This is a genomic window from Campylobacter concisus (assembly GCF_003048375.1).
GTDB classification, from domain to species: Bacteria; Campylobacterota; Campylobacteria; order Campylobacterales; family Campylobacteraceae; genus Campylobacter_A; species Campylobacter_A concisus_T.
The window spans coordinates 1733954-1759607 of the sequence record NZ_CP021642.1 but is presented as its reverse complement, the minus strand read 5'-3'; the positions used below and the strand labels follow the sequence as shown (position 1 = coordinate 1759607).

20 protein-coding genes, 2 tRNA genes and 3 rRNA genes are annotated in these 25654 nt (G+C 39.4%); 15 read left to right on the top strand and 10 right to left on the bottom strand.

Going from position 1 to position 25654, the window contains the following annotated elements; genetic code table 11:
- The first annotated feature begins 172 nt into the window (after positions 1-172).
- The 6 genes from CCS77_RS08740 (at position 173) to CCS77_RS08715 (ending at position 7507) form a co-directional block, all read left to right on the top strand.
- Positions 173-1683: ribosomal RNA gene (locus CCS77_RS08740) — 16S ribosomal RNA — on the top strand.
- A gap of 94 nt (positions 1684-1777) precedes the next feature.
- Positions 1778-1854, top strand: a tRNA-Ile gene (locus tag CCS77_RS08735).
- A 12-nt stretch (positions 1855-1866) separates the two neighbouring features.
- Positions 1867-1942 (top strand) — tRNA-Ala (locus tag CCS77_RS08730).
- Positions 1943-2374: 432 nt separating this feature from the next.
- A 23S ribosomal RNA gene (locus tag CCS77_RS08725) occupies positions 2375-5279 on the top strand.
- 133 nt (positions 5280-5412) lie between these two features.
- Positions 5413-5531 (top strand): 5S ribosomal RNA (gene rrf, locus CCS77_RS08720).
- The 16S, 23S and 5S rRNA genes sit together here with 2 tRNA genes alongside, the layout of an rRNA operon.
- 938 nt (positions 5532-6469) lie before the next feature.
- A complete protein-coding gene (locus tag CCS77_RS08715; RefSeq protein ID WP_107917167.1) occupies positions 6470-7507 on the top strand; it encodes an isoaspartyl peptidase/L-asparaginase family protein in 1038 nt (345 codons plus the stop codon).
- 53 nt (positions 7508-7560) lie between these two features.
- Here CCS77_RS08715 and nrfD read toward each other — a convergent pair whose 3' ends face one another.
- From nrfD to CCS77_RS08685, 6 genes are read right to left on the bottom strand one after another with little or no spacing between them, the layout of a single operon-like run.
- Positions 7561-8445, bottom strand: coding sequence for an NrfD/PsrC family molybdoenzyme membrane anchor subunit (nrfD, locus tag CCS77_RS08710; RefSeq protein ID WP_107917166.1), 885 nt, complete (start codon positions 8443-8445; stop codon positions 7561-7563).
- A 10-nt stretch (positions 8446-8455) separates the two neighbouring features.
- Positions 8456-9094 (bottom strand): TorD/DmsD family molecular chaperone, encoded by a 639-nt coding sequence (locus CCS77_RS08705; protein ID WP_107917165.1) that lies wholly within the window; start codon positions 9092-9094, stop codon positions 8456-8458.
- Positions 9095-9104: 10 nt separating this feature from the next.
- Positions 9105-9656, bottom strand: coding sequence for a 4Fe-4S dicluster domain-containing protein (locus CCS77_RS08700; RefSeq protein WP_012140509.1), 552 nt, complete (start codon positions 9654-9656; stop codon positions 9105-9107).
- An 11-nt stretch (positions 9657-9667) separates the two neighbouring features.
- Positions 9668-11959 carry a molybdopterin-containing oxidoreductase family protein gene (locus tag CCS77_RS08695; protein WP_107917164.1) on the bottom strand — a complete coding sequence of 764 codons (2292 nt, stop codon included), beginning with the start codon at positions 11957-11959 and terminating at the stop codon, positions 9668-9670.
- Positions 11960-11981: 22 nt separating this feature from the next.
- A complete protein-coding gene (locus CCS77_RS08690; RefSeq protein WP_107917163.1) occupies positions 11982-12875 on the bottom strand; it encodes a hypothetical protein in 894 nt (297 codons plus the stop codon).
- Positions 12876-12885: 10 nt separating this feature from the next.
- Positions 12886-13596: a disulfide bond formation protein B gene (locus tag CCS77_RS08685; protein ID WP_107917162.1), complete on the bottom strand. Its 711-nt coding sequence runs from the start codon at positions 13594-13596 to the stop codon at positions 12886-12888.
- 473 nt (positions 13597-14069) lie between these two features.
- On the opposite strand from CCS77_RS08685, the gene CCS77_RS08680 reads away from it, so the two are divergent.
- Positions 14070-15218 (top strand): hypothetical protein, encoded by a 1149-nt coding sequence (locus CCS77_RS08680; RefSeq protein WP_107917161.1) that lies wholly within the window; start codon positions 14070-14072, stop codon positions 15216-15218.
- A gap of 2 nt (positions 15219-15220) precedes the next feature.
- On the opposite strand, the gene CCS77_RS08675 is transcribed toward CCS77_RS08680, so the two are convergent.
- From CCS77_RS08675 to CCS77_RS08665, 4 genes are all read right to left on the bottom strand, one after another.
- Complete coding sequence (locus CCS77_RS08675) at positions 15221-15817, bottom strand: effector protein (protein ID WP_107917160.1); 597 nt, start codon at positions 15815-15817, stop codon at positions 15221-15223.
- Positions 15818-16086: 269 nt separating this feature from the next.
- Positions 16087-16284, bottom strand: coding sequence for a YcxB family protein (locus CCS77_RS10530; protein ID WP_256372126.1), 198 nt, complete (start codon positions 16282-16284; stop codon positions 16087-16089).
- 234 nt (positions 16285-16518) lie between these two features.
- The gene (locus CCS77_RS10745; RefSeq protein WP_256372117.1) at positions 16519-16647 is read right to left on the bottom strand and encodes a hypothetical protein; all 129 of its coding nucleotides are present in this window, start codon (positions 16645-16647) and stop codon (positions 16519-16521) included.
- 20 nt (positions 16648-16667) lie between these two features.
- Positions 16668-17510: a DUF3737 family protein gene (locus CCS77_RS08665; RefSeq protein WP_107917159.1), complete on the bottom strand. Its 843-nt coding sequence runs from the start codon at positions 17508-17510 to the stop codon at positions 16668-16670.
- 123 nt (positions 17511-17633) lie between these two features.
- On the opposite strand from CCS77_RS08665, the gene dcd reads away from it, so the two are divergent.
- From dcd to CCS77_RS08625, 8 genes are all read left to right on the top strand, one after another.
- Positions 17634-18194 carry a dCTP deaminase gene (dcd, locus tag CCS77_RS08660; protein ID WP_021091674.1) on the top strand — a complete coding sequence of 187 codons (561 nt, stop codon included), beginning with the start codon at positions 17634-17636 and terminating at the stop codon, positions 18192-18194.
- A gap of 216 nt (positions 18195-18410) precedes the next feature.
- Entirely contained in the window at positions 18411-19406 is a 996-nt protein-coding gene (pseB, locus tag CCS77_RS08655; RefSeq protein ID WP_002940035.1) for a UDP-N-acetylglucosamine 4,6-dehydratase (inverting), read from the top strand.
- Positions 19403-20515 (top strand): UDP-4-amino-4,6-dideoxy-N-acetyl-beta-L-altrosamine transaminase, encoded by a 1113-nt coding sequence (pseC, locus tag CCS77_RS08650; RefSeq protein ID WP_107917158.1) that lies wholly within the window; start codon positions 19403-19405, stop codon positions 20513-20515. The genes pseB and pseC overlap by 4 nt, the downstream gene beginning before the upstream one ends.
- A gap of 2 nt (positions 20516-20517) precedes the next feature.
- On the top strand, positions 20518-21198 hold the full coding sequence (gene pseF, locus CCS77_RS08645) for a pseudaminic acid cytidylyltransferase (protein ID WP_107917157.1): 681 nt from the start codon (positions 20518-20520) through the stop codon (positions 21196-21198).
- The gene (gene pseG / locus CCS77_RS08640; protein ID WP_107917156.1) at positions 21199-22071 is read left to right on the top strand and encodes a UDP-2,4-diacetamido-2,4,6-trideoxy-beta-L-altropyranose hydrolase; all 873 of its coding nucleotides are present in this window, start codon (positions 21199-21201) and stop codon (positions 22069-22071) included.
- Positions 22056-22514, top strand: a complete 459-nt coding sequence (gene pseH / locus CCS77_RS08635; RefSeq protein ID WP_107917155.1) for a UDP-4-amino-4,6-dideoxy-N-acetyl-beta-L-altrosamine N-acetyltransferase — start codon at positions 22056-22058, stop codon at positions 22512-22514. Before pseG ends, pseH begins: the two co-directional genes overlap by 16 nt.
- Positions 22515-22517: 3 nt before the next feature.
- On the top strand, positions 22518-23549 hold the full coding sequence (gene pseI / locus CCS77_RS08630; protein ID WP_107917154.1) for a pseudaminic acid synthase: 1032 nt from the start codon (positions 22518-22520) through the stop codon (positions 23547-23549).
- Positions 23546-25603 carry a motility associated factor glycosyltransferase family protein gene (locus CCS77_RS08625; RefSeq protein ID WP_107917153.1) on the top strand — a complete coding sequence of 686 codons (2058 nt, stop codon included), beginning with the start codon at positions 23546-23548 and terminating at the stop codon, positions 25601-25603. The genes pseI and CCS77_RS08625 overlap by 4 nt, the downstream gene beginning before the upstream one ends.
- Positions 25604-25654 lie beyond the last annotated feature (51 nt).

The window sequence follows — 25654 nt, the reverse complement described above, 5'->3', positions numbered from 1 at the left end:
TCTTTTAACTTACAATTGTTAAACTATTAGTCAATCTTTGAAATCTAAACAAGTGATCGATTGAGCCAGTCTATTATGATTAAATAATAGATTAGACAAACTAATATAAAAACTAAAAGTTTTTTTGATTAAAAACTTCATAATAAAAATCCTATCTATTAGATAGGTAATTAATATGGAGAGTTTGATCCTGGCTCAGAGTGAACGCTGGCGGCGTGCCTAATACATGCAAGTCGAACGGACGAGTAAGAGCTTGCTCTTATGAGTTAGTGGCGCACGGGTGAGTAATGTATAGCTAATCTGCCCTACACTAGAGGACAACAGTTGGAAACGACTGCTAATACTCTATACTCCTATCTAACATAAGTTAGATAGGGAAAGTTCTTCGGTGTAGGATGAGGCTATATTGTATCAGCTAGTTGGTGAGGTAATGGCTCACCAAGGCTATGACGCATAACTGGTCTGAGAGGATGATCAGTCACACTGGAACTGAGACACGGTCCAGACTCCTACGGGAGGCAGCAGTAGGGAATATTGCTCAATGGGGGAAACCCTGAAGCAGCAACGCCGCGTGGAGGATGACACTTTTCGGAGCGTAAACTCCTTTTGTTAGGGAAGAACAATGACGGTACCTAACGAATAAGCACCGGCTAACTCCGTGCCAGCAGCCGCGGTAATACGGAGGGTGCAAGCGTTACTCGGAATCACTGGGCGTAAAGGACGCGTAGGCGGATTATCAAGTCTCTTGTGAAATCCTATGGCTTAACCATAGAACTGCTTGGGAAACTGATAATCTAGAGTGAGGGAGAGGCAGATGGAATTGGTGGTGTAGGGGTAAAATCCGTAGAGATCACCAGGAATACCCATTGCGAAGGCGATCTGCTGGAACTCAACTGACGCTAATGCGTGAAAGCGTGGGGAGCAAACAGGATTAGATACCCTGGTAGTCCACGCCCTAAACGATGTATACTAGTTGTTGCTAAGCTAGTCTTGGCAGTAATGCACCTAACGGATTAAGTATACCGCCTGGGGAGTACGGTCGCAAGATTAAAACTCAAAGGAATAGACGGGGACCCGCACAAGCGGTGGAGCATGTGGTTTAATTCGAAGATACGCGAAGAACCTTACCCGGACTTGATATCTAACAAATCATCTAGAGATAGAAGAGTGTCTGCTTGCAGAAATGTTAAGACAGGTGCTGCACGGCTGTCGTCAGCTCGTGTCGTGAGATGTTGGGTTAAGTCCCGCAACGAGCGCAACCCACGTCATTAGTTGCTAACAGTTCGGCTGAGCACTCTAATGAGACTGCCTTCGTAAGGAGGAGGAAGGTGTGGACGACGTCAAGTCATCATGGCCCTTATGTCCGGGGCGACACACGTGCTACAATGGCATATACAATGAGAAGCAATATCGCGAGATGGAGCAAATCTATAAAATATGTCCCAGTTCGGATTGGAGTCTGCAACTCGACTCCATGAAGCCGGAATCGCTAGTAATCGTAGATCAGCCATGCTACGGTGAATACGTTCCCGGGTCTTGTACTCACCGCCCGTCACACCATGGGAGTTGATTTCACTCGAAGCCGGAATACTAAATTAGTTACCGTCCACAGTGGAATCAGCGACTGGGGTGAAGTCGTAACAAGGTAACCGTAGGAGAACCTGCGGTTGGATCACCTCCTTTCTAGAGTACATATAGATATTCTCTCACAAGATATCTATAAGAAAGATATTCTCAATCATCCTTGTTTAGTTTTGAAAGATTGATAGACCTATAGGGGCCTATAGCTCAGCTGGTTAGAGTGCACCCCTGATAAGGGTGAGGTCACAAGTTCAAGTCTTGTTAGGCCCACCAGAGAATTTAATTGGGGAATTAGCTCAGCTGGGAGAGCGCCTGCTTTGCACGCAGGAGGTCAGCGGTTCGATCCCGCTATTCTCCACCATAAAATAGTTTAACAGTAAAAGTCTATATTAAGTGTTTTTAGAAACATTTACTTTAGACTTTTAAGTGTCTTAATCTTTATTGATTACGAAGTTGCCGAAAGCAACTTTGTGCTTTAGGGGTTTCCAAAGGGTGTAACTCTTTGGTCGTAAAGACTAGCTTGCTAGTCTGCGAAGTCTAAATGTTCTTTTAATTAATATTGTTAATAGTCACAAGCAAGTTTTAAAAACAATTTTACAGGACTTGTTAAAGATTTAAATTTCTATTCTCTTTGCATTTAATGCAAAAGTTTGACATCACAATCTATTTAGGATTTAAAACTTATCTAAATAGTAGTCAATGCTTTCCGTCTTGAGAGTTAGAATTTAAATGTAGTAACTAAAGTTATCTTTAACAAGGAAGTGATGCGAATTAGAATAATCTAATATAGAAAAGGTAAGCTACAAAGAGCAAGTGGTGGATGCCTTGGCTAGTAGAGGCGATGAAAGACGTGCCAGGCTGCGATAAGTCTCGGGGAGCCGTCAAGGGGCTTTGATCCGGGAATTTCTGAATGGGGCAACCCAACTAATAGAGATATTAGTTACCGTATAACGGAGCGAACGAGGGGAATTGAAACATCTTAGTACCCTCAGGAAAAGAAATCAAAAGAGATTACGCTAGTAGCGGCGAGCGAACGCGTAAGAGGGCAAACCACTAGTTTACTAGTGGGGTTGTAGGACTGCAATATAGACTAAACTTAGCTAATAGAACAACCTGGAAAGGTTAGGCACAGAGGGTGATACCCCCGTATATGAAAGCTTTGTTTTACTTAGCAGTATCCTGAGTAGGGCGGAACACGTGATATTCTGTCTGAAGCTGGGTAGACCACTATCCAACCCTAAATACTACTACTAGACCGATAGTGCACAAGTACCGTGAGGGAAAGGTGAAAAGAACTGAGGTGATCAGAGTGAAATAGAACCTGAAACCATTTGCTTACAATCATTCAGAGCCCTATGATTTATCAGGGTGATGGACTGCCTTTTGCATAATGAGCCTGCGAGTTGTGATGTCTGGCGAGGTTAAGGAAACCCGGAGCCGTAGCGAAAGCGAGTCTTAATAGGGCGTTTAGTCAGACGTTGCAGACCCGAAACGATGTGATCTATCCATGAGCAGGTTGAAACCGGTGTAAGAGCCGGTGGAGGACCGAACCCGCTAGCGTTGAAAAGCTATGGGATGACTTGTGGATAGGGGTGAAAGGCCAATCAAACATCGTGATAGCTGGTTCTCTCCGAAATATATTTAGGTATAGCGTCATGTAGTAACACTAGGGGGTAGAGCACTGAATGGGCTAGGGCATACACCAATGTACCAAACCCTATCAAACTCCGAATACCTAGTGTGTAATCATGGCAGTCAGGCGGCGAGTGATAAAATCCGTCGTCGAGAGGGGAACAACCCAGACTAACAGCTAAGGTCCCTAAATCTCATTTAAGTGGAAAACGATGTGGAGTTACTTAAACAACCAGGAGGTTGGCTTAGAAGCAGCCATCCTTTAAAGAAAGCGTAATAGCTCACTGGTCTAGTGATTCTGCGCGGAAAATATAACGGGGCTAAAATGAGTACCGAAGCTTTAGACTTAGTTTTACTAAGTGGTAGGAGAGCGTTGTATTTGCGTTGAAGGTATACCGGTAAGGAGTGCTGGAGCGAATACAAGTGAGCATGCAGGCATGAGTAGCGATAATTGGGGTGAGAATCCCCAACGCCGTAAACCCAAGGTTTCCTACGCGATGCTCGTCATCGTAGGGTTAGCCGGGTCCTAAGCAAAGTCCGAAAGGGGTATGCGATGGAAAATTGGTTAATATTCCAATGCCAACTATAATGTGCGATGGAAGGACGCTTAGAGTTAGAGGAGCCAGCGGATGGTAGTGCTGGTCGAAAGGTGCAGGTTGGAGTTCAGGTAAATCCGAACTCCTTTAAGCCGAGGCCTTACAGGTACGTGAAGTTTTTCGGAATGAATCGTAAATCCTTGATACTGTCGAGCCAAGAAAAGTTTCTAAGTTTAGTTATAGTTGCCCGTACCGTAAACCGACACAGGTGGGTGGGATGAGTATTCTAAGGCGCGTGGAAGAACTCTCTTCAAGGAACTCTGCAAAATAGCACCGTATCTTCGGTATAAGGTGTGCCTAACTTTGTGAAGGATTTACTCCGTAAGCATTGAAGGTTACAACAAAGAGTCCCTCCCGACTGTTTACCAAAAACACAGCACTCTGCTAACTCGTAAGAGGATGTATAGGGTGTGACGCCTGCCCGGTGCTCGAAGGTTAATTGATGACGTTAGCTCTGCGAAGCGTTTGATCGAAGCCCGAGTAAACGGCGGCCGTAACTATAACGGTCCTAAGGTAGCGAAATTCCTTGTCGATTAAATATCGACCTGCATGAATGGCGTAACGAGATGGGAGCTGTCTCGAAGAGGGATCCAGTGAAATTGTAGTGGAGGTGAAAATTCCTCCTACCCGCGGCAAGACGGAAAGACCCCGTGGACCTTTACTACAGCTTGACACTGCTATTGGGATAAAAATGTGCAGGATAGGCGGGAGGCTTTGATCCATAGACGCCAGTTTATGGTGAGCCATTGTTGAGATACCGCTCTTTTTTATTCTGATAGCTAACTAGCTTGAGTTATCCTCAAGTAGGACAATGTCTGGTGGGTAGTTTGACTGGGGCGGTCGCCTCCCAAAATGTAACGGAGGCTTACAAAGGTTGGCTCAGAACGGTTGGAAATCGTTCGTAGAGTATAAAGGCATAAGCCAGCTTAACTGCGAGACATACACGTCAAGCAGAGACGAAAGTCGGTCTTAGTGATCCGGTGGTTCTGTGTGGAAGGGCCATCGCTCAAAGGATAAAAGGTACCCCGGGGATAACAGGCTGATCTCCCCCAAGAGCTCACATCGACGGGGAGGTTTGGCACCTCGATGTCGGCTCATCGCATCCTGGGGCTGGAGCAGGTCCCAAGGGTATGGCTGTTCGCCATTTAAAGCGGTACGCGAGCTGGGTTCAGAACGTCGTGAGACAGTTCGGTCCCTATCTGCCGTGGGCGCAAGAAGATTGAGGAGAGTTGACCCTAGTACGAGAGGACCGGGTCGAACCAACCACTGGTGTACGAGTTGTCCTGCCAAGGGCACCGCTCGGTAGCTATGTTGGGATGTGATAACTGCTGAAAGCATCTAAGCAGGAAGCCAACTCCAAGATGAATCTTCTTTTAAGAGCTCATATAGACTATGTGTTTGATAGGCTGGGTGTGTAATGGATGAAAGTCCTTTAGCTGACCAGTACTAATAGCTCGTCTGCTTATCTTTTAATAAGCATCACTTCCTTGTTAAGGATAAAAACTTAATAAGATATGTTTTTACAAAACTTTGTTTATGACTTTTAACTTTATCTAGTAGTGTTAAATAAGAGATTTAGCTATTATATCTTTTATTTAACACTGCCCGTGACTATACAGACGAGGAAACGCCTTGCTCCATCTCGAACCAAGAAGCTAAGCTCGTCCTGGCTGATGATACTCTCCCTTACTGGGATGTTGGAAAAGTAGGTCGTTGCGGGCTTTGTTGTTAGTCTGCTTTAATTCTTATGTTATTAATCTTGTTTTTATTGGTGTTTATTTCTATTTAAGTATTAAAGTATTAAATTCTTTTACTTGTTTTTATATTAATTTCTTCAAGCTTATAGTTTATAATCTGATTTTTTCGAACTGGGTTTTAGGTAGTTAGATTAAAGTTCTAATATATGCGATCATAAAATTTGGGATATTTATTCCATTGGTTGTTAAAAAATACCCGAACCTTATCATGTTATTAATGCCAAAGGCGACAGCATGGTATTTGCTAATGGTGAACTTCTTTTTATAAGTGCGGCAAATACAGGTGACATAATAAGCTGCAATGTACACGTCATAAATATGCGGCGGCGTATTCGTAAAACTATTAGAAAAAAATCAGATAGCGGATGTTATAACTCTATTTTTGGATAATGAAGAGTATAAACCTATCATAATAGACGGCAAAAATTTAGAAAATTGCGCTATTGTATGGGTCGTGACGCATAACAGAAAAAGGAGTTGCTTAAAGGGACTTTGAAGCTATTTGAAGCTTTAGACTTTCAAATGCAAAAAATGCCTAAATTTTGCATTTTGAGTTTCCTATTTTTACTCCATGTCCCCATCTGCTAAAATAACGATCTTAACGCTATTTACCCCATATTTTTAACTGTTCTTTTTACCTTTTAAATAAGATTTATCATTTAGCCATTTGATATTAGCAAGCTCTAAGCTGATCTTCAAAAAGTCATTTTTGAGGTGATGCGTTGATAGTTTATGTATTTATTGTTCTTGCTAAAGTTTTATTACACACAAACGAACGCGATGCTAAATTTATTAAATTTAACACTGCCTCATGCAAAAGTGTATACTTATATTAAGCTAAACGAAAAGTATTAAGTTATATTATTTTCTTAAGATTTATCAAATTTCTTTAAAGGAGAGCGTATGAAACTAGCATTTTCAAAAGCTGTTTTTGTAGCAGCTGGCGTTGCCTTATTCGCAGGCTCACTCTTAAACGCAGAGGATAAATTTAGTCCCGTCATAGTCATACATGGTGGCACTAGCGGACTTGAGCTTACTAAAGATGAGTTTAAAGTGCGTGAAGAGCCTATGAAAAAGGCGCTTTTGGCCGGCCAAGCTGTGCTTGAAAAGGGTGGTAGCGCGATGGATGCAGTGACGGCAGCCATTATGGTGTTAGAAGACGATCCAAATTTCAATGCTGGCAAGGGCGCAGTATTTACAGCTGATGGCTTTAATGAGCTAGACGCTTCTATTATGGACGGTTCTACTAAAAAAGCAGGCGCAGTTGCGATGGCAAGACATATCAAAAACCCAATCCTTGGCGCAAGAGTCGTAATGGATAAGACTTGGCACACGCTTGTTGCTGGCGATGGAGCTGACAAACTAGCCAAAGAAAACGGCCTAGAGATGGTTGATCAAAAGTACTTTTTCACGCAGTTTAGATATGACGCACTCCAAAGGGCTAAAGAGAAACAAAAGCTCATGCTTGATAGTGAAAAGACAAAGAAAACCTCACTAAATTTATATGAGCGTCCATATCTCGGTACTGTTGGAGCGATAGCTCTTGATAAAAATGGCAACCTAGCTGCAGCAACAAGTACTGGTGGCATGACAAATAAAATGACTGGCCGTATAGGTGATAGTCCGATAATTGGCTCTGGAACCTATGCAGATAATGATTCAGTGGCAGTCTCTTGCACAGGCACAGGTGATATCTATATGCGCGTAAATGCTGCTCATGAGGTCTCAGCTCTTTATAAATACAAAACTTCAGATGTGCAAAAAGCAGCCGAAGAGGCTGTAAAAGAGGTAGCAGCACTAGGCGGTAGTGGCGGTATCATCTCTATCGATAAACTTGGTAAGACTGGCTTTGCTTGGACTAAAGATAAGCTTGGTATGTATCATGGTGAGGCAAGACTTGGAGCTAAACCAGTTGTTTACTGGCCACTTGGCGAGAAATGATTAGATAGCTAGGCCAGATTCTATCTGACCTAGTTTTAAAGGGAGAAAGTTTATTAAAATATATAAATTGCTCCAAGAACGATAAATGCTCTTAGGCAAAAACCGCCGATTAAAACACCATATTCATTATATACGCAGCTTTTAACGCCTTCGCTACATCCGCATACTGCTCCGTCTTTTGTCACGCTACATCTTTGTAGCATAAATTTACTGCCGCCAATTAATGGCAGTGCAAGACCAAGCACTATAAAGCCTATCCAAAACATCGGCGCAAGCGAGCCGCTGACTATCTTAGTCACGCTAGCCATGCCCGCAGCCTCGCTTCTCACGCTAGCAAATAGCGCTAGTACCGCAACAATCTCAAGTGCGACTAAAACGACGTGAAATTTATGCGCGCATTGGCTTAGCCCGTGCCCCGCATTTAGCGTAGCGGCGGCATTTGCGCTAAGCCCTGTAGAGATCGCGGAGATCGTAAATAAAATCGGTAGCCATATGCTTGCCCATAGTGGGATCGCTTTTACAACATACAAAAGTAGTCCAGTATAACCCATCACTCCAATTGCAAGTAGCGAGCCAAAACTAAGCATCATATCGCAAATTTTGCCAGCTTTTTTAACTTGTAAAAGCACGAGCACGCTAACTATTATGAAAAATGTTAGAAGATATGTGCCGATACTCATTATAGAAACTGGTCTTGTGTAAAGACCTATGATCTTAGCTGGATTGATCGCCGCACTTGGTGCTAGGTCAAATAGCAAAAGTACAGTTCCAACTATGACCGCTATTGGCGCTAGCAAAAATCCAAATTTGTAAAATTTCTCATCGAGCTTGCCCAAAAAGCCTTTATAGGCTAAAGCCGAGCACAAAAATGCCCCAGCACCTAAACCACCTAAAAACAGATATATGACTATGAGCCATCCCCAAGTTGTTTGTTCCATTATCTATCCTTTAACTCTTAAAAGTTAGAAGAGCTCTTGACTGCTCTATCTCGTTTTCAAGATATAAATTTAAAAAATCAGCAAAGCTCACATAGGCTTCTAAATTTGTAGCCTCCTTACAGCGAGAGCTAAATTTATAAAACCACTCAAACGGATGAGTGCGGATGAAGTCATATTTTTTATGTAAAATTTCATCCATTTTCTCTTTTTCGTCTGCTTGTAAGGCATTGAAACTTAGAAAGTAAAGGTATTGCAGCTCGTATCCGATGAAATCATCTGGAAATTTATCAAACTGCTCTTTGCTAAGCTTTAGTCCAGAGCTTTTATAAAAGCCACGCACCTGCATAGTCTTTTCGCCAAACATCGTTTTATAATCAAAATAAACCGACTCGTATGGCTCAGCTTTTGGGTGTCTTGGCCCTACAAATAGCCTATTAAATTCATATCTTAGCTCGTCTAGCAAATTTAGATCATCTTTACACTTATTTAGCCAAAGTATGAAGTCATGATTTTTAAATTTATCACTAAAATTAAGGCTTAGGCTTATGAGCTCATCTAAATTTTGCTCTCTAAGCTCTACTAAGAAAAATCGCCTTAAAAAGTCTTCAACACTAAGGCTAACGCTAAGCTTTTCTTTGACCTTATCCATCTTTTACTCTTTAGTGTATGAATTCGTTTCGCTTCATTCTTGGATAAAAGCGGATATTTGGCTTGGTAAAGAAGTGTTTAAAGCCTGGCATCTCTTTTTGCATACCAGCGCTGTCGCTAACGTTGCTATCAACTAGTTTTAGTACTCCACATGGACAGCCTGCTACACAAGCTGGCTCTTCGCCACGCTCAAGTTTTTCAGCGCAGAGATTACACTTTTGAGCTTTACCGTCTTTACCTTTTGTAATAGAGCCATAAGGGCAAGCCATCAAGCAGTATCCGCAGCCTATGCACTTATCATGAAGTGGCTGTACGACACCATTTTCTAGCTTGATATAAGCCCCAACTGGGCAGACATCCATACAGGCTGGCTCGTCGCAGTGATGACAAGAGTGAGTTATAAAGATCTCTTTTTCTATGCCATCTTCATGTATCATAAGGCCATCAACATGTCTCCAGTTTATATCTGGATCTTGGTTGTGATAGACTTGACATGAAATTTCACAAGCCTTGCAGCCTATACAAAAGTTATAATCAAATAAAAAACCTTGTTTTCTTTTCATCTTAGACCCCTTTACATCTCTTGTTTAGCTGCTTTTTTTACTTCACAAAAGCTAGCTGTATAGGTTGAGCCATTTCCTAGATCGCTAACACCATCAGAGCAAAGTATATTTGCTCCAGTTCTTGATTTAGTCACTTTTACCCAGATGTTGTTCCACGCATAGACTATGCCTGGGTTCATTTGATTTGTCTCGACTGCTGTAAAGATGGCTGTACCTTTTTCGTTTGTTGCCTCAACTGTGTCTCCATTTTTGATACCGCGTGCTTCCATATCTTCACGTGTCATAAATAGCTCAGCATTGCCCTTAACGATAACTCTTTTTAAGATATAAGGCATATTGCCCCAGTTTGAGTTATCTTGGAGCTGAGTACCCGGCGTCATGAAATAAAGCGGATATTTCTTAAGATAGTCTTTTCCAAATTTATTGCTCTTTTCATAGTAGTCCCAGTCGGTTTCAAGGTCTATTACTGGATGATATCCTGCGTCTTTAAAGGTTTGTGAGTAAAGCTCGCATTTTCCACTCTTTGTACCAAAGACTAGTTTGTCTTTTGGCGCATAAGGGTAGTACGGAAACTGATCCTTCATTGTTTCAGGCGTTCTAAATGGTTTGATCCAGCCGACTGATTTTAGTTTTTCATAGGTGATATTTTGTTTTTTGGCAAATTCTGTATCCAAAAAGCGTCTGCAAACCGTTTCACTATCCCAGTTAAAGCACTCTTCTGTATAGCCCATCGCTTTTGCAAGAGCGTTAAAGAACTCTAAATTTGTCTTAGCTTCACCAAGAGGTTTTACACTTTGAGCGTTGTAACAGACGTATCCAGAAATTTGGTCGTTTTGGATATCCTCACTCTCCATAAATGTAACACCAGGTAGAACATAGTCAGCATAGTCACAGGTATCTGTTTCGTAAGGATCAATTACAACCAAAAAGAAGTCATCGTCCATTACACGCTTTTTGATCAAATTTGTATTTGGTGCTGTTACCATTAAATTTGAGTTGTAGTTGATACATGCTCTAATGATAGTGTTTATAGGCTTATCAAGATATGTTGGATTTTCTTTTTGTATGCCTTTACCAAATTCTATATAGCTTACTTGCTGTCTTTCTATCTTTTTGCCATCTTTATCTTTTGGAGAGAGATCTGGCATGCAGTTGTCGAAATTAAAGCAGCCTTTTACATGTACGTATGCCCAAAATAGTCCGCCACCAAGCTTTGTCAAGGCGCCAGTTAAAACTGGTAAAAATGTAACCGCACGAACAAGTCTTGCTCCGTTAAAGTGTCTTTGTCCGCCATCGCCGTGCATGATAGCTGGTGCTTTTGCGTGAGCGTACTCTCTAGCAAAAACTTTGATCTGATCTACACTTGCTCCGCACATCTCAGATAGCTCGCCATAGGTGTAGAGTGAGCACTCGTGTACTAGATTTTCAAATCCTGTTGTGTATTTTTCTACAAATTCATGATCATATAGATCTTCTTCTATTAAAAATTTACAGACCGCTAGACAAAATGCAGGGTCGCTAGATGGTTTTAGCTGGATAAACATATCTGCTTGGTTTGCTAGAGGAATTCTTATTGTATTTATAACGATGATCTTTCCGCCTCTTTTTTTAACACGGTGAGCAAATCTTATCCAGTGTACGGCTGTATAAGCTTCGTTTGATCCCCAGCTGATATACATATCGCTCTCATCGATCTCAAGTGCATCTTTTGAGAAGTCAGTACCTATAACGCTAGGAGTACCCGCATATCTTGGCCAGTCACAAGGGTTTCTAACAAGTCTTGTGGCTCCATATTTTTCAAAGAAATTTCCTGGTGCGATAGTTTTTGAGATATGTCCTTCGTTGCCAGAGTAGACAAACTCGGTCAAAGCTTCTCCGCCAAATTTCTCTTTTATCTCAGTTAGCTTTGCAGCTATCTCTTTTAAGGCTTGATCCCAGCTTATCTTCTCCCATTTTCCCTCGCCTTTTTTACCGACTCTTTTCATAGGGTGCATGATGCGGTCAGCGTTATATAGGTGCATGGCATAGGTGTGACCCTTGACGCAGACTGTGCCTTGCGTTAGAGGGTGTTTTGGATCGCCTTTTATGCTTACCATTTTGCCATCTTTTATCTCAGCGATCATCGAACAGGCATCACGGCAGTTTCTAGGACAGGTTAGGTAGTGGTACTCTACATTTTCCTCGTTCTTATAGGATTTTGGGTTAAAATCCACCTCAAATTGCTCCATACCAAATAGGCTAGGAGCTGTCCCAGCTGCTGCTAGAGCTGCTCCGGTGCCTTTTAGGAAAGAACGTCTTTGCATGTTTTCTCCTTAAATTTGATAGCTATTTCACCTCAAAGATAAAAACTTTATTCTCTTTGCCTTCTCGTGAGAAGATGTAAAATTTATTATCTTTGATTGCTAATGCTCTTGGGTTATTTACCCCACTAAAACTAAATGCCTCGTCTATCTCTTTGGTGGTTAAATTTAACTTTAAAATAGTTGAGAAATTTTTGCTTAAAAGATAGAGCGCACCAGGCTCCACATCAACACCAGTAATGTAGTAGTTGTTTAAATTTCTACCTTCTTTTAGCTGCAAATTTGCTCCAGCTTTTGGCATAAATTCTTCTAAGATCATCTTGTCGTCACCATCAAATATAGCCACACTCCAGTAGTCTCTAACGTCATTTGGCACGCTAGCTGTGAAAAATTTATTCTCATTCTCTAGGTAGTCCCAGCCTAAGATGTACTGCTGCTTTGATCTAATGGTAGAAAATCTACCCTTGTTGCCAAGGTCATTTAGCTTCCACGCGTCATATCCAGCCAATAGGTGCCTCCACTGGCTATTTTGCTCATCTTTGCTAAGGTTGCTAGCTGGCTCATAAAAGACAAAAGTCTTGTTATAACTTATCATGCCAAGCTCTTTTTTATACCAAGTAGCTCCGACTGTTGCTTCCATCTCCATTATAAAATGACGGTCGTGCTTAGCATAACTTAGAGGCTTTAAATTCTCATCTGCGATGTAAAATTCATTGTCGTTTGAGACAAGAGCAAAGTGCTTTTTGCCCTCATCATAGTCAGCTCCAGTTATTGCATTATCGTTTTGCAAATTTAGAGTGAGCGTATCTTTAAGACCTAGCTCTTTTACGTTTTGGATCGCTCCATTTTTACTATCCATGTCAAAGTTAAAACCAAAAGCAAGGCTTACTAATGCGATAAAAAATATTAGCTTTTTCATCTTTTACTCCTTACTTTGCTAGGTCTGGAAGCTCAGGGTTCCAGTCAAATCTAAAGTTAAGCGAGCTATCCCAGTGGTCTTTCTCCCAGAACCATTTTGAAGGATCAAGGCTTATTCTAGGCGGTGTGCTAGATCCTAGATATGGTGGTGGACCAGAAGCTATAAAGGCTTGAACGCAGTTTGCAAGGATGATCACGATAAAGACTAAATTTGCAAATTTGCCAAGTGGTAAGTAGCTTAGAAAGTTGCCATATTCGCCATTTGAGCTTTTTTGCATTATAAGGCCCAAATTTTTGCTAAACAAAAATATAAAAGCCAAAAATATGATCACGCAAAAATCAACAACCATAACCCAAAACTGAGTGTGGGCACCTAAAATTTCAAGGCCAAAACCTTGTTTGATGTCAAGATAGCCGCCAAATGTCCCATCAAGGCTGTAGTGGATAAAGCCATTAAATATGCCCCAGCAAGCCATTAGTAAAAGTGCTGCTAGATAGCTAGGCTTTAGTCCGTACCTGATGATAAAAAGCGCTATTAGGCTAATAGCTATCATCGTGATCCTCTCGGCCCAGCACATTACGCAAGGGTTATCACCTAGCCCAAAGCCAAGTACTAAGCAGGCGATACCAACTGGAAGTGCCACAAGAGCAGTGATGGCCAGTGACATAAGGTTGAAAAAGCCTTGTTCGTTTGCTGGGATTTCGTTTTGTTTTGTTTGCATCTTGCCCTCCTAAAAGTTGCCTATTGGCAAGACTACCCATAAATTTACGTAAAATTCTAGTGCAACTAGTATTACGCACCCCAAAGCCATACAGGACGTTGCTATTTTCTTCATTTGTGGCTTTATGTATAAGATAAGCCCACTAATCAGAAATAGCGTCAAAATTAGAAATTCCATTTTGAGCTCCCAATTTGTAAATTTTCAACTACAAGCATGCTTATCTGAGAAAAATAATATAACTATATTTATTAAATTTAGTTTAAAAAATATATTTTTATAGCTAAGTTTTACTTTATAAAATAAAATTTTGTAAATAAAAATATATTTATATAAAAATATTTTATATAATTAAGTTATATTTAATTAAATTAATATTAGTTTTCATAAAATTATTTTTATTAGCTAGCTTATAAATTCAAATTAGCTTAAAGAATAGTTATGTAATATTTTTGCAAAGGTAAAAAGGGGTAGTAATGGAAAATATATTTTTAGAATCATACGATGTTTTTAAGGTATGTAAATCCCCAAGCAAATTAAAAATTTACGATGAATTTTTGCAAAACAACAAAAGGTACTCTATAACGCGTTGCTACTACGTAATTGTAGTGGACAATACCTTTTTAACCTACTCACATCTAATGGTCTATGAGCAGCTGCTCTATCTTTTATACTCACAAAACAAGCTAAAAAATGGCGACTTTTCGCTCACGCTTAAAAAAGCAGAGCTTGCTAAGAAATTTAAGACAGATATCACAAAAAGTGCCACAGATACGATAAAGTGCTTTTACGAAATGCAAGACGTGAAAATTTCGATCTTTGTAAAAGATAAGATCGAAAAGCAGATGAATATCATCGAATTTATAGACGCAGAGCAAACTGATAAATATGGCGAGCTACAAGATGAGATAAATGTTAGGCTAAATCCAGAATTTGTGAAGCTCTACCGATGCATCTATCTTGATAAGATCGAGTATTTAAACAGCTTTGACATAGAGCAAGGCAGCTTCATAAGATACTTCATGCAGCACGAGCTAGATGGTGGCGTAAGAAGCTCAGCTATTATCGATAAAATGGGCGTTTTAAACTATTTGCCTTTTTCTTATAAAAAGCGTTTCGAGCAAGAGGTGGCAAATGTTAGCTTTTATTATAAAAATGAAAAATACGAGATAAAAGATGGCTTTGTAGTTGTTACAAATCACGCAAATAGAGTAATGGATAATCAAAATGCTTCGATCGAACTCTTTGGTCTTATCTACGAGCAGATTACAAAAAACTGCACTAAAAATATCGTGCTAAATGATGCAAATTTGCAAAATTATTACGCAAGGTTTGGTAAATTTGAGACAAATCAAACTATATTTAAAATTTTTAGTAACATGGAGCTCATGCTAAATCACTCAATGCAAAAAGAAAATGCCAAAATTTCTTTCTTCTCTCACTTTTTTGAAAGCATAGTCTGCAAAAGAGATACGGAGCTTGAAATTTTGATCGAACTAAATCAAAAAGGCTTTGAGTATATCATCTCGCGAAGTGCAAATTTAGACTTTTATAACGTTGAGTCAGCTGACTACGGACTTACTTCATATCCAGCTAGCTCGTGTGCAGTGGGTGGAAATTTCTAAATTTAGTTGATTTTATCTTTTAGTTTAGCAATAATTTCGTCAAGCTTGCCGCTATCTTGAGCGTTTTTTAGGCATTCATTTATCTCGGTCATCTTTTTGGTAAATTCGTTTTTTATAATGCCAGCCACAAAGTCCTCGCTGCTAGTCTCGTCCAAGATAGGATACATGTCTCGCCAGATATCTTTGATCCACCAGCCGCATTTTGATATGCAAGGGAACTCTTTAAGCTCACCAAGTTTTAGGCTCATCATAACCTCATCAGAGTGCTTGATATCGTCTGTGACAAAGTCTTTATGTGCGCTATCAAAGCTCGTAAACATGCGGTAGCCAAGGCTTGAGACGTTGTTTTCAGAGCAAATTCTAAACTGAAAAACATTATCTTCATAGTCTAAATTCGATATGCAAATTTGATGTTTTTGGGTGAAATTTGGAAATGAGTTAAACCTTTTATCATCTATGTCAAGCTGCCATTTTGAGCAGTTGTCTTTAGCTAAAAACTCTTTAAAGCTTAGTTGTACAAATTCTTTATAGCTCATCTCATCAGCTGCGAAAAAATCATAGTTGCTACTGTTTTTTTCTTTAAAATCTTTAAATTTCATTTCATTTCCGATCAAAAAAGTGTAACTATTTTACTACTACTTAGGATAAAAGCTATTAAATTTTACGAAATTTATAAGATTTTTTATTAGCGAGCTATTTCGGTTTTAGAAATTTAAGTTGTGTAGCAAATGATTTTTCAAAAACAAATCAAATTTTCATCCTTGACTATCTCTATATTTTTATTGGCAAAAATAATATTTGGTATCACTAAAGCAATAATATCTATGTTTTTAGAGAAATTCATAATGCCTAAAAATTTTTACTAAATTCAGCCTATTTTTTCCTCAAGAAATTCCAAAATTTCTTGCACTTTTTCATTTAGCGACTCTTTTGGGATATATAAGAATGAGCCTTCTTTTAAGACCAAAGCTACAAAATCATCAGTTTCGCAAGTCCCAAGAAACGCACCATATGAAAAATGAACCGTGCTTGTCGCTGTGACAAACAAGACCTCATCATCATATATAACGATCTCTTGTTCGCGCTAAACATCGATTTTTGAGTAAATGGCTCTAGTAAATAAAACTGGTTTAATTATAGTCGTATAAATATAGAGCAAGACTATGCCTACACAAAGAACAATGGCTAAATTTATTGCCAAAAAAGAGACGTTGGTCATGTCTGAAATAACTATTAAATCGTTCTCAAAAATGTCAAAAAGCACAACCAAAGCTACTCCGAATAGCGCAGCAAATGGCAGTTAAATCACTCTCATTAAAAATACAAATTTATTCTTTTTATAGACGACGCTCGAGACCTCGCGTAGTAGCTTTTTAAATTTAGCATCGTTTTTTATACTAAATTTTGCTCTAAATTTTTCATTTTGCATGTTATTTCTTTAAAATTTGCCTAAATTTCATCCGTGATGATCTCTATCTTACTTGCATCAACTAAGCTGCCATCTATGATGATCTCATCTATCTTGCCAGCTCTTATGACGCCACTTTTTGGATTTTTCACACTTTTTATGCTGCTTTTTGTGCTTACATTGACGCTTGAATACTCAAAAGCAAGGCTTGTATCCATAAAAATGCAATCTTTTACGACCAAATTTTCCACGTAGCAAAGTGCTTGCAAGCTCTTTATCGTGCAGTTTATGAGCGTCACATTTTTTGCGTTCCAGGCTAGGTATTCGCCTGAGATTAGGCAGTTTTGTGCGACCACGTTTTCGCAGTTCCAAAAGGCGTCTTTTGAGATGAGCTTCGAGTTTGTGATGCGAAGGTTTTTGCAACTATCAAAGCAGTAGTTACCGTCTAAATTTAGCCCATCAACCTCTAAATTTTCGCTATTTGCCCCGAAGTAATCCCCTTTTGCAAAGACGTTTTTTATCTTCACGTCCGCACATCCCCAAAGTGTCTCGGCAGCGTCTGAGAAATTTATATTTTCAAGTGAAATTTGCGAGCTTTTTCTAAAGCTTTTTGGCGCATTTATGACCACATCTTTGAAGCTTAAATTTGTGCTGTACCACATGCCAGCCCTTGCTAGAGGCTCTAAGTATCCGCCATTTAGCGTGATGTCGCTTGCGTACCAAAGTGGATATTTGTAGGCAAAAACGCACTCATTTAGCTTTAAATTTGAGCTGTGTTTTAGCGGTGATTCGCCATCTTCAAAGATGCAGTTAGTAAAATTTATCCCCTTTGCCCCAAACATCGCGCGTTCTCCTGTGAAAATTTCAGCGTTTCTCTCTTGCATTTTTGTCCTTTATTAAATTTTTCTCTCAAAATTATACTGATTTTCTCAAAATTTATTGCAAGATGCCATTAAATTTACTTTAAAGACGCAAAGCGTTATAATCGCCCCAAAAAAGGAGCAAAAATGGGTTTAAAATCAGACTCTTGGATAAGGAAAATGTCGGTTGAGAAAAATATGATCGTGCCATTTGCCGAGGAGCAAGTGGGGCGTGGTGTCGTTAGCTACGGCGTTTCTAGCTATGGCTATGATATCCGAGTGGGCGATGAGTTTAAAATTTTCACAAACATCGGCGGAACCGTCGTTGATCCAAAGAATTTTGATGAGAAAAATGTGGTCGATTTTAAGGGCGATGTCTGCATCGTGCCGCCAAATTCTTTTGCTTTAGCGCGCACGATCGAGTACTTTAACATGCCTGATAACGTGCTAGCGATCTGCCTTGGCAAGAGCACATACGCAAGGTGTGGCATTATCGTAAATGTGACGCCTTTTGAGCCTGGATTCAAGGGGCATATCACGATAGAGATCTCAAACACGACGCCGTTACCTGCGAAAATTTATGCAAACGAGGGCATCGCACAGGTGCTATTTATCGAGGGTGATGAGCCTTGCGAGGTGACTTATGCTGATAAAAACGGCAAATACCAAGCCCAAGAAGGCATCACGCTGCCTAGAATTTTGAAGTAATTTTCATGCCTTTGCGACTTTGCAAAGGCTAAATTTATCTCCCACTTTTTATAAAAACCCTAAACAATAACGAAATTTTGACGAAATAGAAGCTAGAAAGAGCGAAGCTTTGATAAACAAATTTTAAATTTGGCACAGCTTTTGCTTAAAAAATTATAAAAAATAATTCAAATTAGCCATTTATAAATCAAAAAATGACTAGCAAAAAGGCGCAAAATGTTTAACAACAAATCGATATTGATCACCGGCGGAACAGGAAGTTTTGGTAAAAAATACACCGAAATTTTGTTAAAAAAATATAAGCCAAAAAGGCTAGTTATCTACTCGCGCGATGAGCTAAAACAATACGAAATGGCCCAGGTCTTTAAAGACAAGGCCATGCGTTTTTTTATCGGCGACGTGAGGGACTATAAGCGCTTAAGAACTGCGATGAACGGCATAGACTACGTCATCCACGCAGCTGCGATGAAACACGTACCAATCGCAGAATACAACCCAATGGAGTGCATCAAAACAAACATTGACGGAGCTCAAAACGTCATCGACGCCTCTTTGGAGTGCGGCGTTAGCAAAGTGATCGCACTCTCAACTGACAAAGCGTGCAACCCTGTAAATTTATATGGAGCTACAAAGCTAGCCAGTGACAAGCTCTTTGTCGCTGCGAATAACATTGTTGGAGACAAAAAAACAAGATTTAGCGTCGTAAGATATGGAAATGTCGTTGGTTCTCGCGGATCAGTCGTACCGCTCTTTAAAAAGCTGATCGCACAAGGAGAAAAAGAGCTTCCTATCACGCATGAGAAGATGACTAGGTTTTGGATCACGCTTGAACAAGGCGTAAATTTCGTCCTTAAAAACTTTGAGAGGATGAAAGGCGGCGAAATTTTCATACCAAAGATCCCATCAATGACGATGGTAGATCTCGCAAAAGCCCTTGCACCAGACCTTGGCGTCAAGATCATAGGCATTCGCCCAGGCGAAAAGATGCATGAGATGATGATATCAAGAGATGACGCGCATCTTACATACGAATTTGATGATTACTACGTTATTAGTCCGTCTATTCAGTTTTTAACAGCGCAAGACTTCTCGACAAATGCCCTTCATCAAAAGGGCAAACCAGTGAGCGAGGACTTTGAATATAGCTCGAATACAAATAAAATTTGGCTCGATAGAGCAGGTCTTCTTGAGATGATAGGAGATGCTAAATGATCCCTTACAGCCGTCAGCAGATCACAGAAGAGGACATAAAGGCAGTCACAGATGCCTTAAAAGATGACATCTTAACAGGTGGCCAAAAGGTTAGTAGCTTTGAAGAGGAGCTAGCAAAATATGTTGGCGTAAAGCATGTTGTCGTTATGAACTCAGCCACTTCGGCCCTTCACGTAGCCTATCTTTGCCTTGGTGTAAAGGACGGTAATGAAGTGATCACGACGCCCATCACCTTTGCAGCCACTGCAAATGCGGCTTTGATGGCAGGAGCGCAGGTCAAATTTTGCGACATAAAAGCAAATGGCAACATCGATGAAGAGAAAATTCCAGCTCTTATCATACCAAGAACAAAGGTTATAACTGCGGTTGATTACGGTGGCAATCCAGTGGAGCTAGATAAGATCATAAATTTAGCCAAAAAACACGACATAAAAGTGATAGATGACGCCTCTCATGCCCTTGGTAGCGTGCAAAACGGCGTAAAAGTGGGCGTTAAGGCTGATATTAGCATATTTAGCTTTCACCCAGTAAAGCCTATCACCACACTTGAGGGCGGCGCACTTGCTACAAACGACGACGAGCTCGCAAGACTTGCAAGGCTATATAGAAGCCACGGCATCGCCAAAACAAAGCTTTGGGATAGCGACATGAGCCTACTTGGATACAACTACAGGATCACAGACGTAGCCTGCGCTTTGGGGCTTAGCCAGCTAAAAAGGCTGGACGGCTTTATCGCCAAAAGAAATGAGATAGCTAAATTTTATGATGAGAAATTTAGCGGGTGTGAGTATTTTAAAACCATAAAAATCCCAGCAAATACAACTAGCTCAAGGCACCTATATCCTGTGCTTTTGGATGAGAAATTTTGGGACAAAAAAGAGCAAATTTTTGAAGCACTCTTACAAAAGGGCGTTGGCGTGCAGGTGCATTATAAGCCATCATATAAATTTAGCTTTTATAAAGCACTACTTGGCGAAATTTCACTGCCAAATGCGGAGAAATTTTATAGTGCCGAGCTTAGCATCCCATGCCACCATGGCATGAGCGCGGATGATGCTAAATTTGTCGCAAGCACGCTATTTAACGTGCTAAAAAGCTTTAGCGAGTAAAAATGATCTGCATTATCCCAGCAAGAGGCGGCAGCAAGAGAATACCTGGCAAAAACATCAAAGACTTTTTAGGCAAGCCCTTAATCGCATATAGCATCGAGGCTGCGCTAAATTCTAAAGTTTTTAAAGAAGTAATAGTAAGCACTGATGATGAAATGATCGCAAATGTGGCTAGAGAATTTGGAGCTAGCGTGCCATTTTTTAGAGATGCAAACCTAAGCGATGACTACGCGACAAGCACTGATGTGATAAAAGACGCGATAAGGCGCGTAAATTCTGGCTTTAGTGATGTCTGCTGCCTTTATGCCACAGCACCGCTTGTAAGGGCTGAAATTTTAAAAGAGGCCGCAGGAGAGTTTAAAAAGCAGGAGTGTAAATTTTTATTTTCAGCAACTGCGTTTGATTTTCCTATACAAAGGGCGATAAAACTTGATGAAAATGCTAGAGTTAGCATGTTTTACCCGCAGTTTGAAAGGACACGCTCGCAAGATCTTGAGCCTGCGTTTCATGACGCTGGAGCATTTTATTTTGGCAAAAAAGAGGCTTGGCTAGAGTGCAGTGCTTTGTTTGCGCCACACTCAAAGGCATATTTACTGCCAAGAAATTTAGTCTGCGATATCGACACGCTAGAGGATTTTGAGTTTGCTAAGAAGCTTTACTTGATAAATAATGGAAAGATCTGATTGAAAGAATTTAAAGGACTCCCCTTGCTAAAAACGCTCGTTCGCGCTGATAGTAGCAGCAAGATAGGCCATGGGCACATCAGGCGAGACCTTTTGCTTGCTAAAAAATTTAATAACATCTCATTTGCATCTTTAAGGCTTGAAGGTGACATTTTTGATGAGATAAGCTACACTAAATTTAGCTTAACAAGTGGCGAGATAGATGAGCTTTGTGAACTTATAAAAGATAATAAATTTGAGCTTCTCATTATCGATCACTACGGCTTTAGCTTTGAAGATGAAAGAGCTATAAAAGAAAAAACTGGCATTAAAATTTTATCATTTGACGACACTTACGAGAAACATTTTACAGACTACATTTTAAACGTAAATTTATATGCGAAAAAGGCAAGATACGAGGGGCTGGTAGAAAAAAGCTGTGAGGTATTTTGCGGGAGCGAGTTTTTGCTAGTTAGAGATGAGTTTTATGAAGAAGCGCAGGTAAAAAGGGAGAAAATTTACGACTATGCTATCATTCTTGGAGGCACTGATATCTCAGGGCTAAGCGCTAAAATTTCAGAAAAATTGCTCTTAAAAGGGCTAAAAACAGCCGTCATAACAACTAGCGGAAATAAAAACTTAAGCGTTCTAAAAGAGATATCTAGTAAAAACGAAAATTTTAGCCTTTTTGTAGATAGTAAAAATGTAGCAAAGCTCATGAACGAAGCCAAAATGCTCATCATAACAGCAAGCTCGCTTGTAAATGAAGCTTATGTTTTAGGAGCTAAATTTAAAGCCATTTGCGTAGCAGACAATCAAAAAGAGATCTTTGCTTGGCTCAAAGAAAATGGGTATGAAGCTTACTGGGGAGATGAAATTTGCTTGAGCTTATAAATTTTACCTCGCTTAGTGGCGAGCAAAAACTGATGGTCTTAAAGTGGCGAAACGACGAGCGTATAGCCAAATTTATGAAAAACAAAAGCGTTGGCAAAGAGGAGCATTTTGCTTTTTTAGAGAGATTAAAGAGCATTCAAGATAAGATCTATTTTTTAGTAAAAGATGAGGGTGAATTTATCGGAGTGGTGAGCTTTGTCGATATCACGAAAGAGAGTTGTGAATTTGGCGTTTATAAAAACCCAGAGCTAAAAGGAGCGGGTAAAAAGCTGCTTGATCTCATAAAAGAGTACGCGTTTTTTACATTAAAAGTTGGCTCGCTAAAGGCAAAAGCTTATAATAACAACGAAAAAGCGCTTGCACTTTATGAAAATTTTGGCTTTAAAATTTACGCAAAAGATGATGAATTTAGCTATCTTGAGCTTAAAAATGAAACGGACTAGTGGATGAAAATAGGAAATTTTGATACAGACAAAAAGGTCTTTATAATAGCAGAGCTCTCTGCTAATCACAGCGGTAGCCTAAAAACGGCGGTAGATACGATAAAGGCGGCCAAGCGCGCTGGAGCTGACGCGATAAAGCTTCAGACATATACACCTGATAGTTTGACTCTAAATTCGCACCTAGATGACTTTGTCATAAAGGGCGGACTTTGGGACGGGCGAAATTTTTACGAGCTTTACCAAGAGGCACTAACGCCAAAAGAGTGGCATGCTGAGCTTTTTAAAGTGGCAAAAGAGGAGGGGCTTGTCTGCTTTTCAAGCCCATTTTGCAAGGATGATGCCAACTTCTTAGAGCAGTTTAACCCGCCAGCTTATAAGATCGCAAGCTTTGAAGTGACGGATTATGATTTTGTAGAGTTTGTAGCCAAAAAAGGCAAGCCCATCATCATCTCAACTGGCATAGCCTACGAAGAAGAGATAAGAGATGTGGTGCAAATTTGCAAAAATGCAGGCAATAGCGACATCGCCCTTTTAAAATGCACCTCAAGCTATCCAGCGCCGCTAAATGGTATGAATTTGCAAACCATTGCAGATATGAGAGAGAAATTTGGCGTTGAGGTTGGCTTTTCAGATCACACTTTAGGTGTGACAGCCCCAGTTGTGGCGGTTAGTCTTGGAGCTAGGATAATTGAAAAACATTTTATACTTGATAAAAGCGTAAAAAGCGTTGATAGCGCATTTAGCCTTGATGAGAGCGAATTTGCTCTTATGACAAAGTGCGTTAGAGAGGCCGAGGAGCTTTTAGGCAAAATAAACTACGAGCTAGATGAAAAAGCGGTTTTAAACAGGAGATTTTCACGCTCACTTTATGCAAGTGCAGATATAAAAAAAGGTGAAATTTTTAGCGAGCAAAATATAAGGAGCGTGCGCCCAGGATATGGCTTGCACCCTAAATTTCTAAAAGAGCTGATCGGCAAAAAAGCAAAAAGAGATATAAAATTTAGCGAGAGGATAACAAAGGAGGATCTGATATGAGTGATGAAAACAAAGTTTATAAACTAGATGACCTTGAGGTATCTAAAAATAAAAAAACAGATAATTCAAAGCGAAAAGTACTTGAAAGTAATATAACAAATATAGAAAATCTAATCTTTCAAAAAAATCTTCAAGCACTTTTTCAGCAAGATGAAATTTTAGCTGCTAGGCTTTGGTCTATTGTTGGCAATAAAGATTACGAAATCTTTATAGGAAAAGACCCTATTGATATAAATTTAATAAACAAACATACTTTTAAATATATATATGATAATCCAGATACTGATATACTAAAACTACTTGAAGACATAGAGAAGGGCTATAAGCGTTATCCGATGTTATTTTTTTATGGTCTGGGCAATGGCATACTTTATAAAGCATTAGCAAAAAATGAAACTCATCAAAAAATCGTAGTTATAGAACCAGAGATCGAAATTATATATCTTGTTTTAAATGTCGTTGATCTTTCAAATGAGCTAGCAAGCGGACAGATAATACTTTTTTACTCAAAATTTGCAACATATACGCATTTTTATTACCTAGTGACAGAAGCTAAGCTAAATTCGTATGCCAAGACTTACGATCTCAAGGTTCATGCGCCTTTTTATGATCAATATGAAGAAGATTATATAAGGATAAATAAAGAGATTACAAGAGCATTTTCTCAGATAGTAGTGTCTCATGGCAATAGTATTGATGATCTTTTGCTTGGCACAAGGCAAAACTGTGAAAATTTAGCATCTATGATTAAAAATTACTGCTATACTAGCCTTGTTAAAAAAAGATATGGTCTTATGGATACAGCTATTATAGTCTCAACTGGCCCGAGTCTTGATAAACAGCTTAAAACGCTTAAAGAATTTGCACCATACGCTACTATTATAAGTGTTGATGCTTCTTACCCAATCCTTGCAAAGCATGATATTGCTCCGGATTATGTAATATCTATGGAAAGAGTATTGCCGACTTCAACTTTTTTTGAGAAAGTGCATCCAAATATTGATAAAGATATATATTTTGTTGTGGCTTCTGTTACACACAAACAAACTATAAAAAATATCCTACCAAGAAGGCTAGTTTTAACCATGAGACCTCAACAAGAAGAACAAATGTTTGGTATAAAAAGATATGGATATTTGGGCATTGGACATAGTTGTGCCAATATGGCTTATCAGCTAGCTTATGTTTTAGGTCACAAAAACATTGTTTTTATAGGACAAGACTTGGCTTTTGGAAAAGATGGTGCAAGCCATGCAAAAGGACATGCTTTTGCGCGAGCTGATGAGAATTTATATGTTAAGGCTTATGGAGGAGTTGGAGAGGTTAGAACAACATATGTCTGGACATTATTCAAAAATCAGTTTGAAAATGATATCGCCCAATCAAGTTTGGAAAGCATTAAGTCTTATAATTGCACAGAAGGCGGTGCTAGAATAGAAGGAACCACAGAAAGACCATTTTTAGATGTTATGGAAGAGCTTTGCAAAGGCAAAAAGGTAAAGACGCTACCTAACATCAGAAAAGATAGTGAAACGACTATAAATAAAAATTTACTAAAAGCCTATGAAGTAATAAAGACAAAGGTAAAAATCCAAAGCCAAGTCAAGCATCAAATAGAAAAAGTCTTTTTAGACGTAGTGCCTAGCATAGATAAGCTACTCAAACTAAACAATGAAAATAAAATAACCGAAAAGCATTTTAATGAGCTTCTTAAAATAACTAAAAAAATAGATAGGCTCAAAGATACAATTGCAAAAAAAAGTTATCAAAAATATATAGAAAATGTCATACAAATTTCAGTTTATTATCAAGAGCTTGAGCTTGCTAAAATTTCAGTAGCTCCTAGTGATACTAAGATTCAAAAAGTAAATAAACTACTCGAGTGGGTCGAGATGCACAAGTACTGGATGTTCTCTGCAGCGGGCGGGCTCAATGCTGATATAGAAGTAACCAAAAAAGCTTCAAAGCCACTTGTTGCTGAGCTAAAAAAGAGAAAGCTAATAACTAAAAATGAGATAGGAAACGCAAAAGAGAATTTCAAACTAAGTATATAGATAAATTTGCAAGTAAATTTTTACTTGCAAATTTCTATCAAATTTATTTGC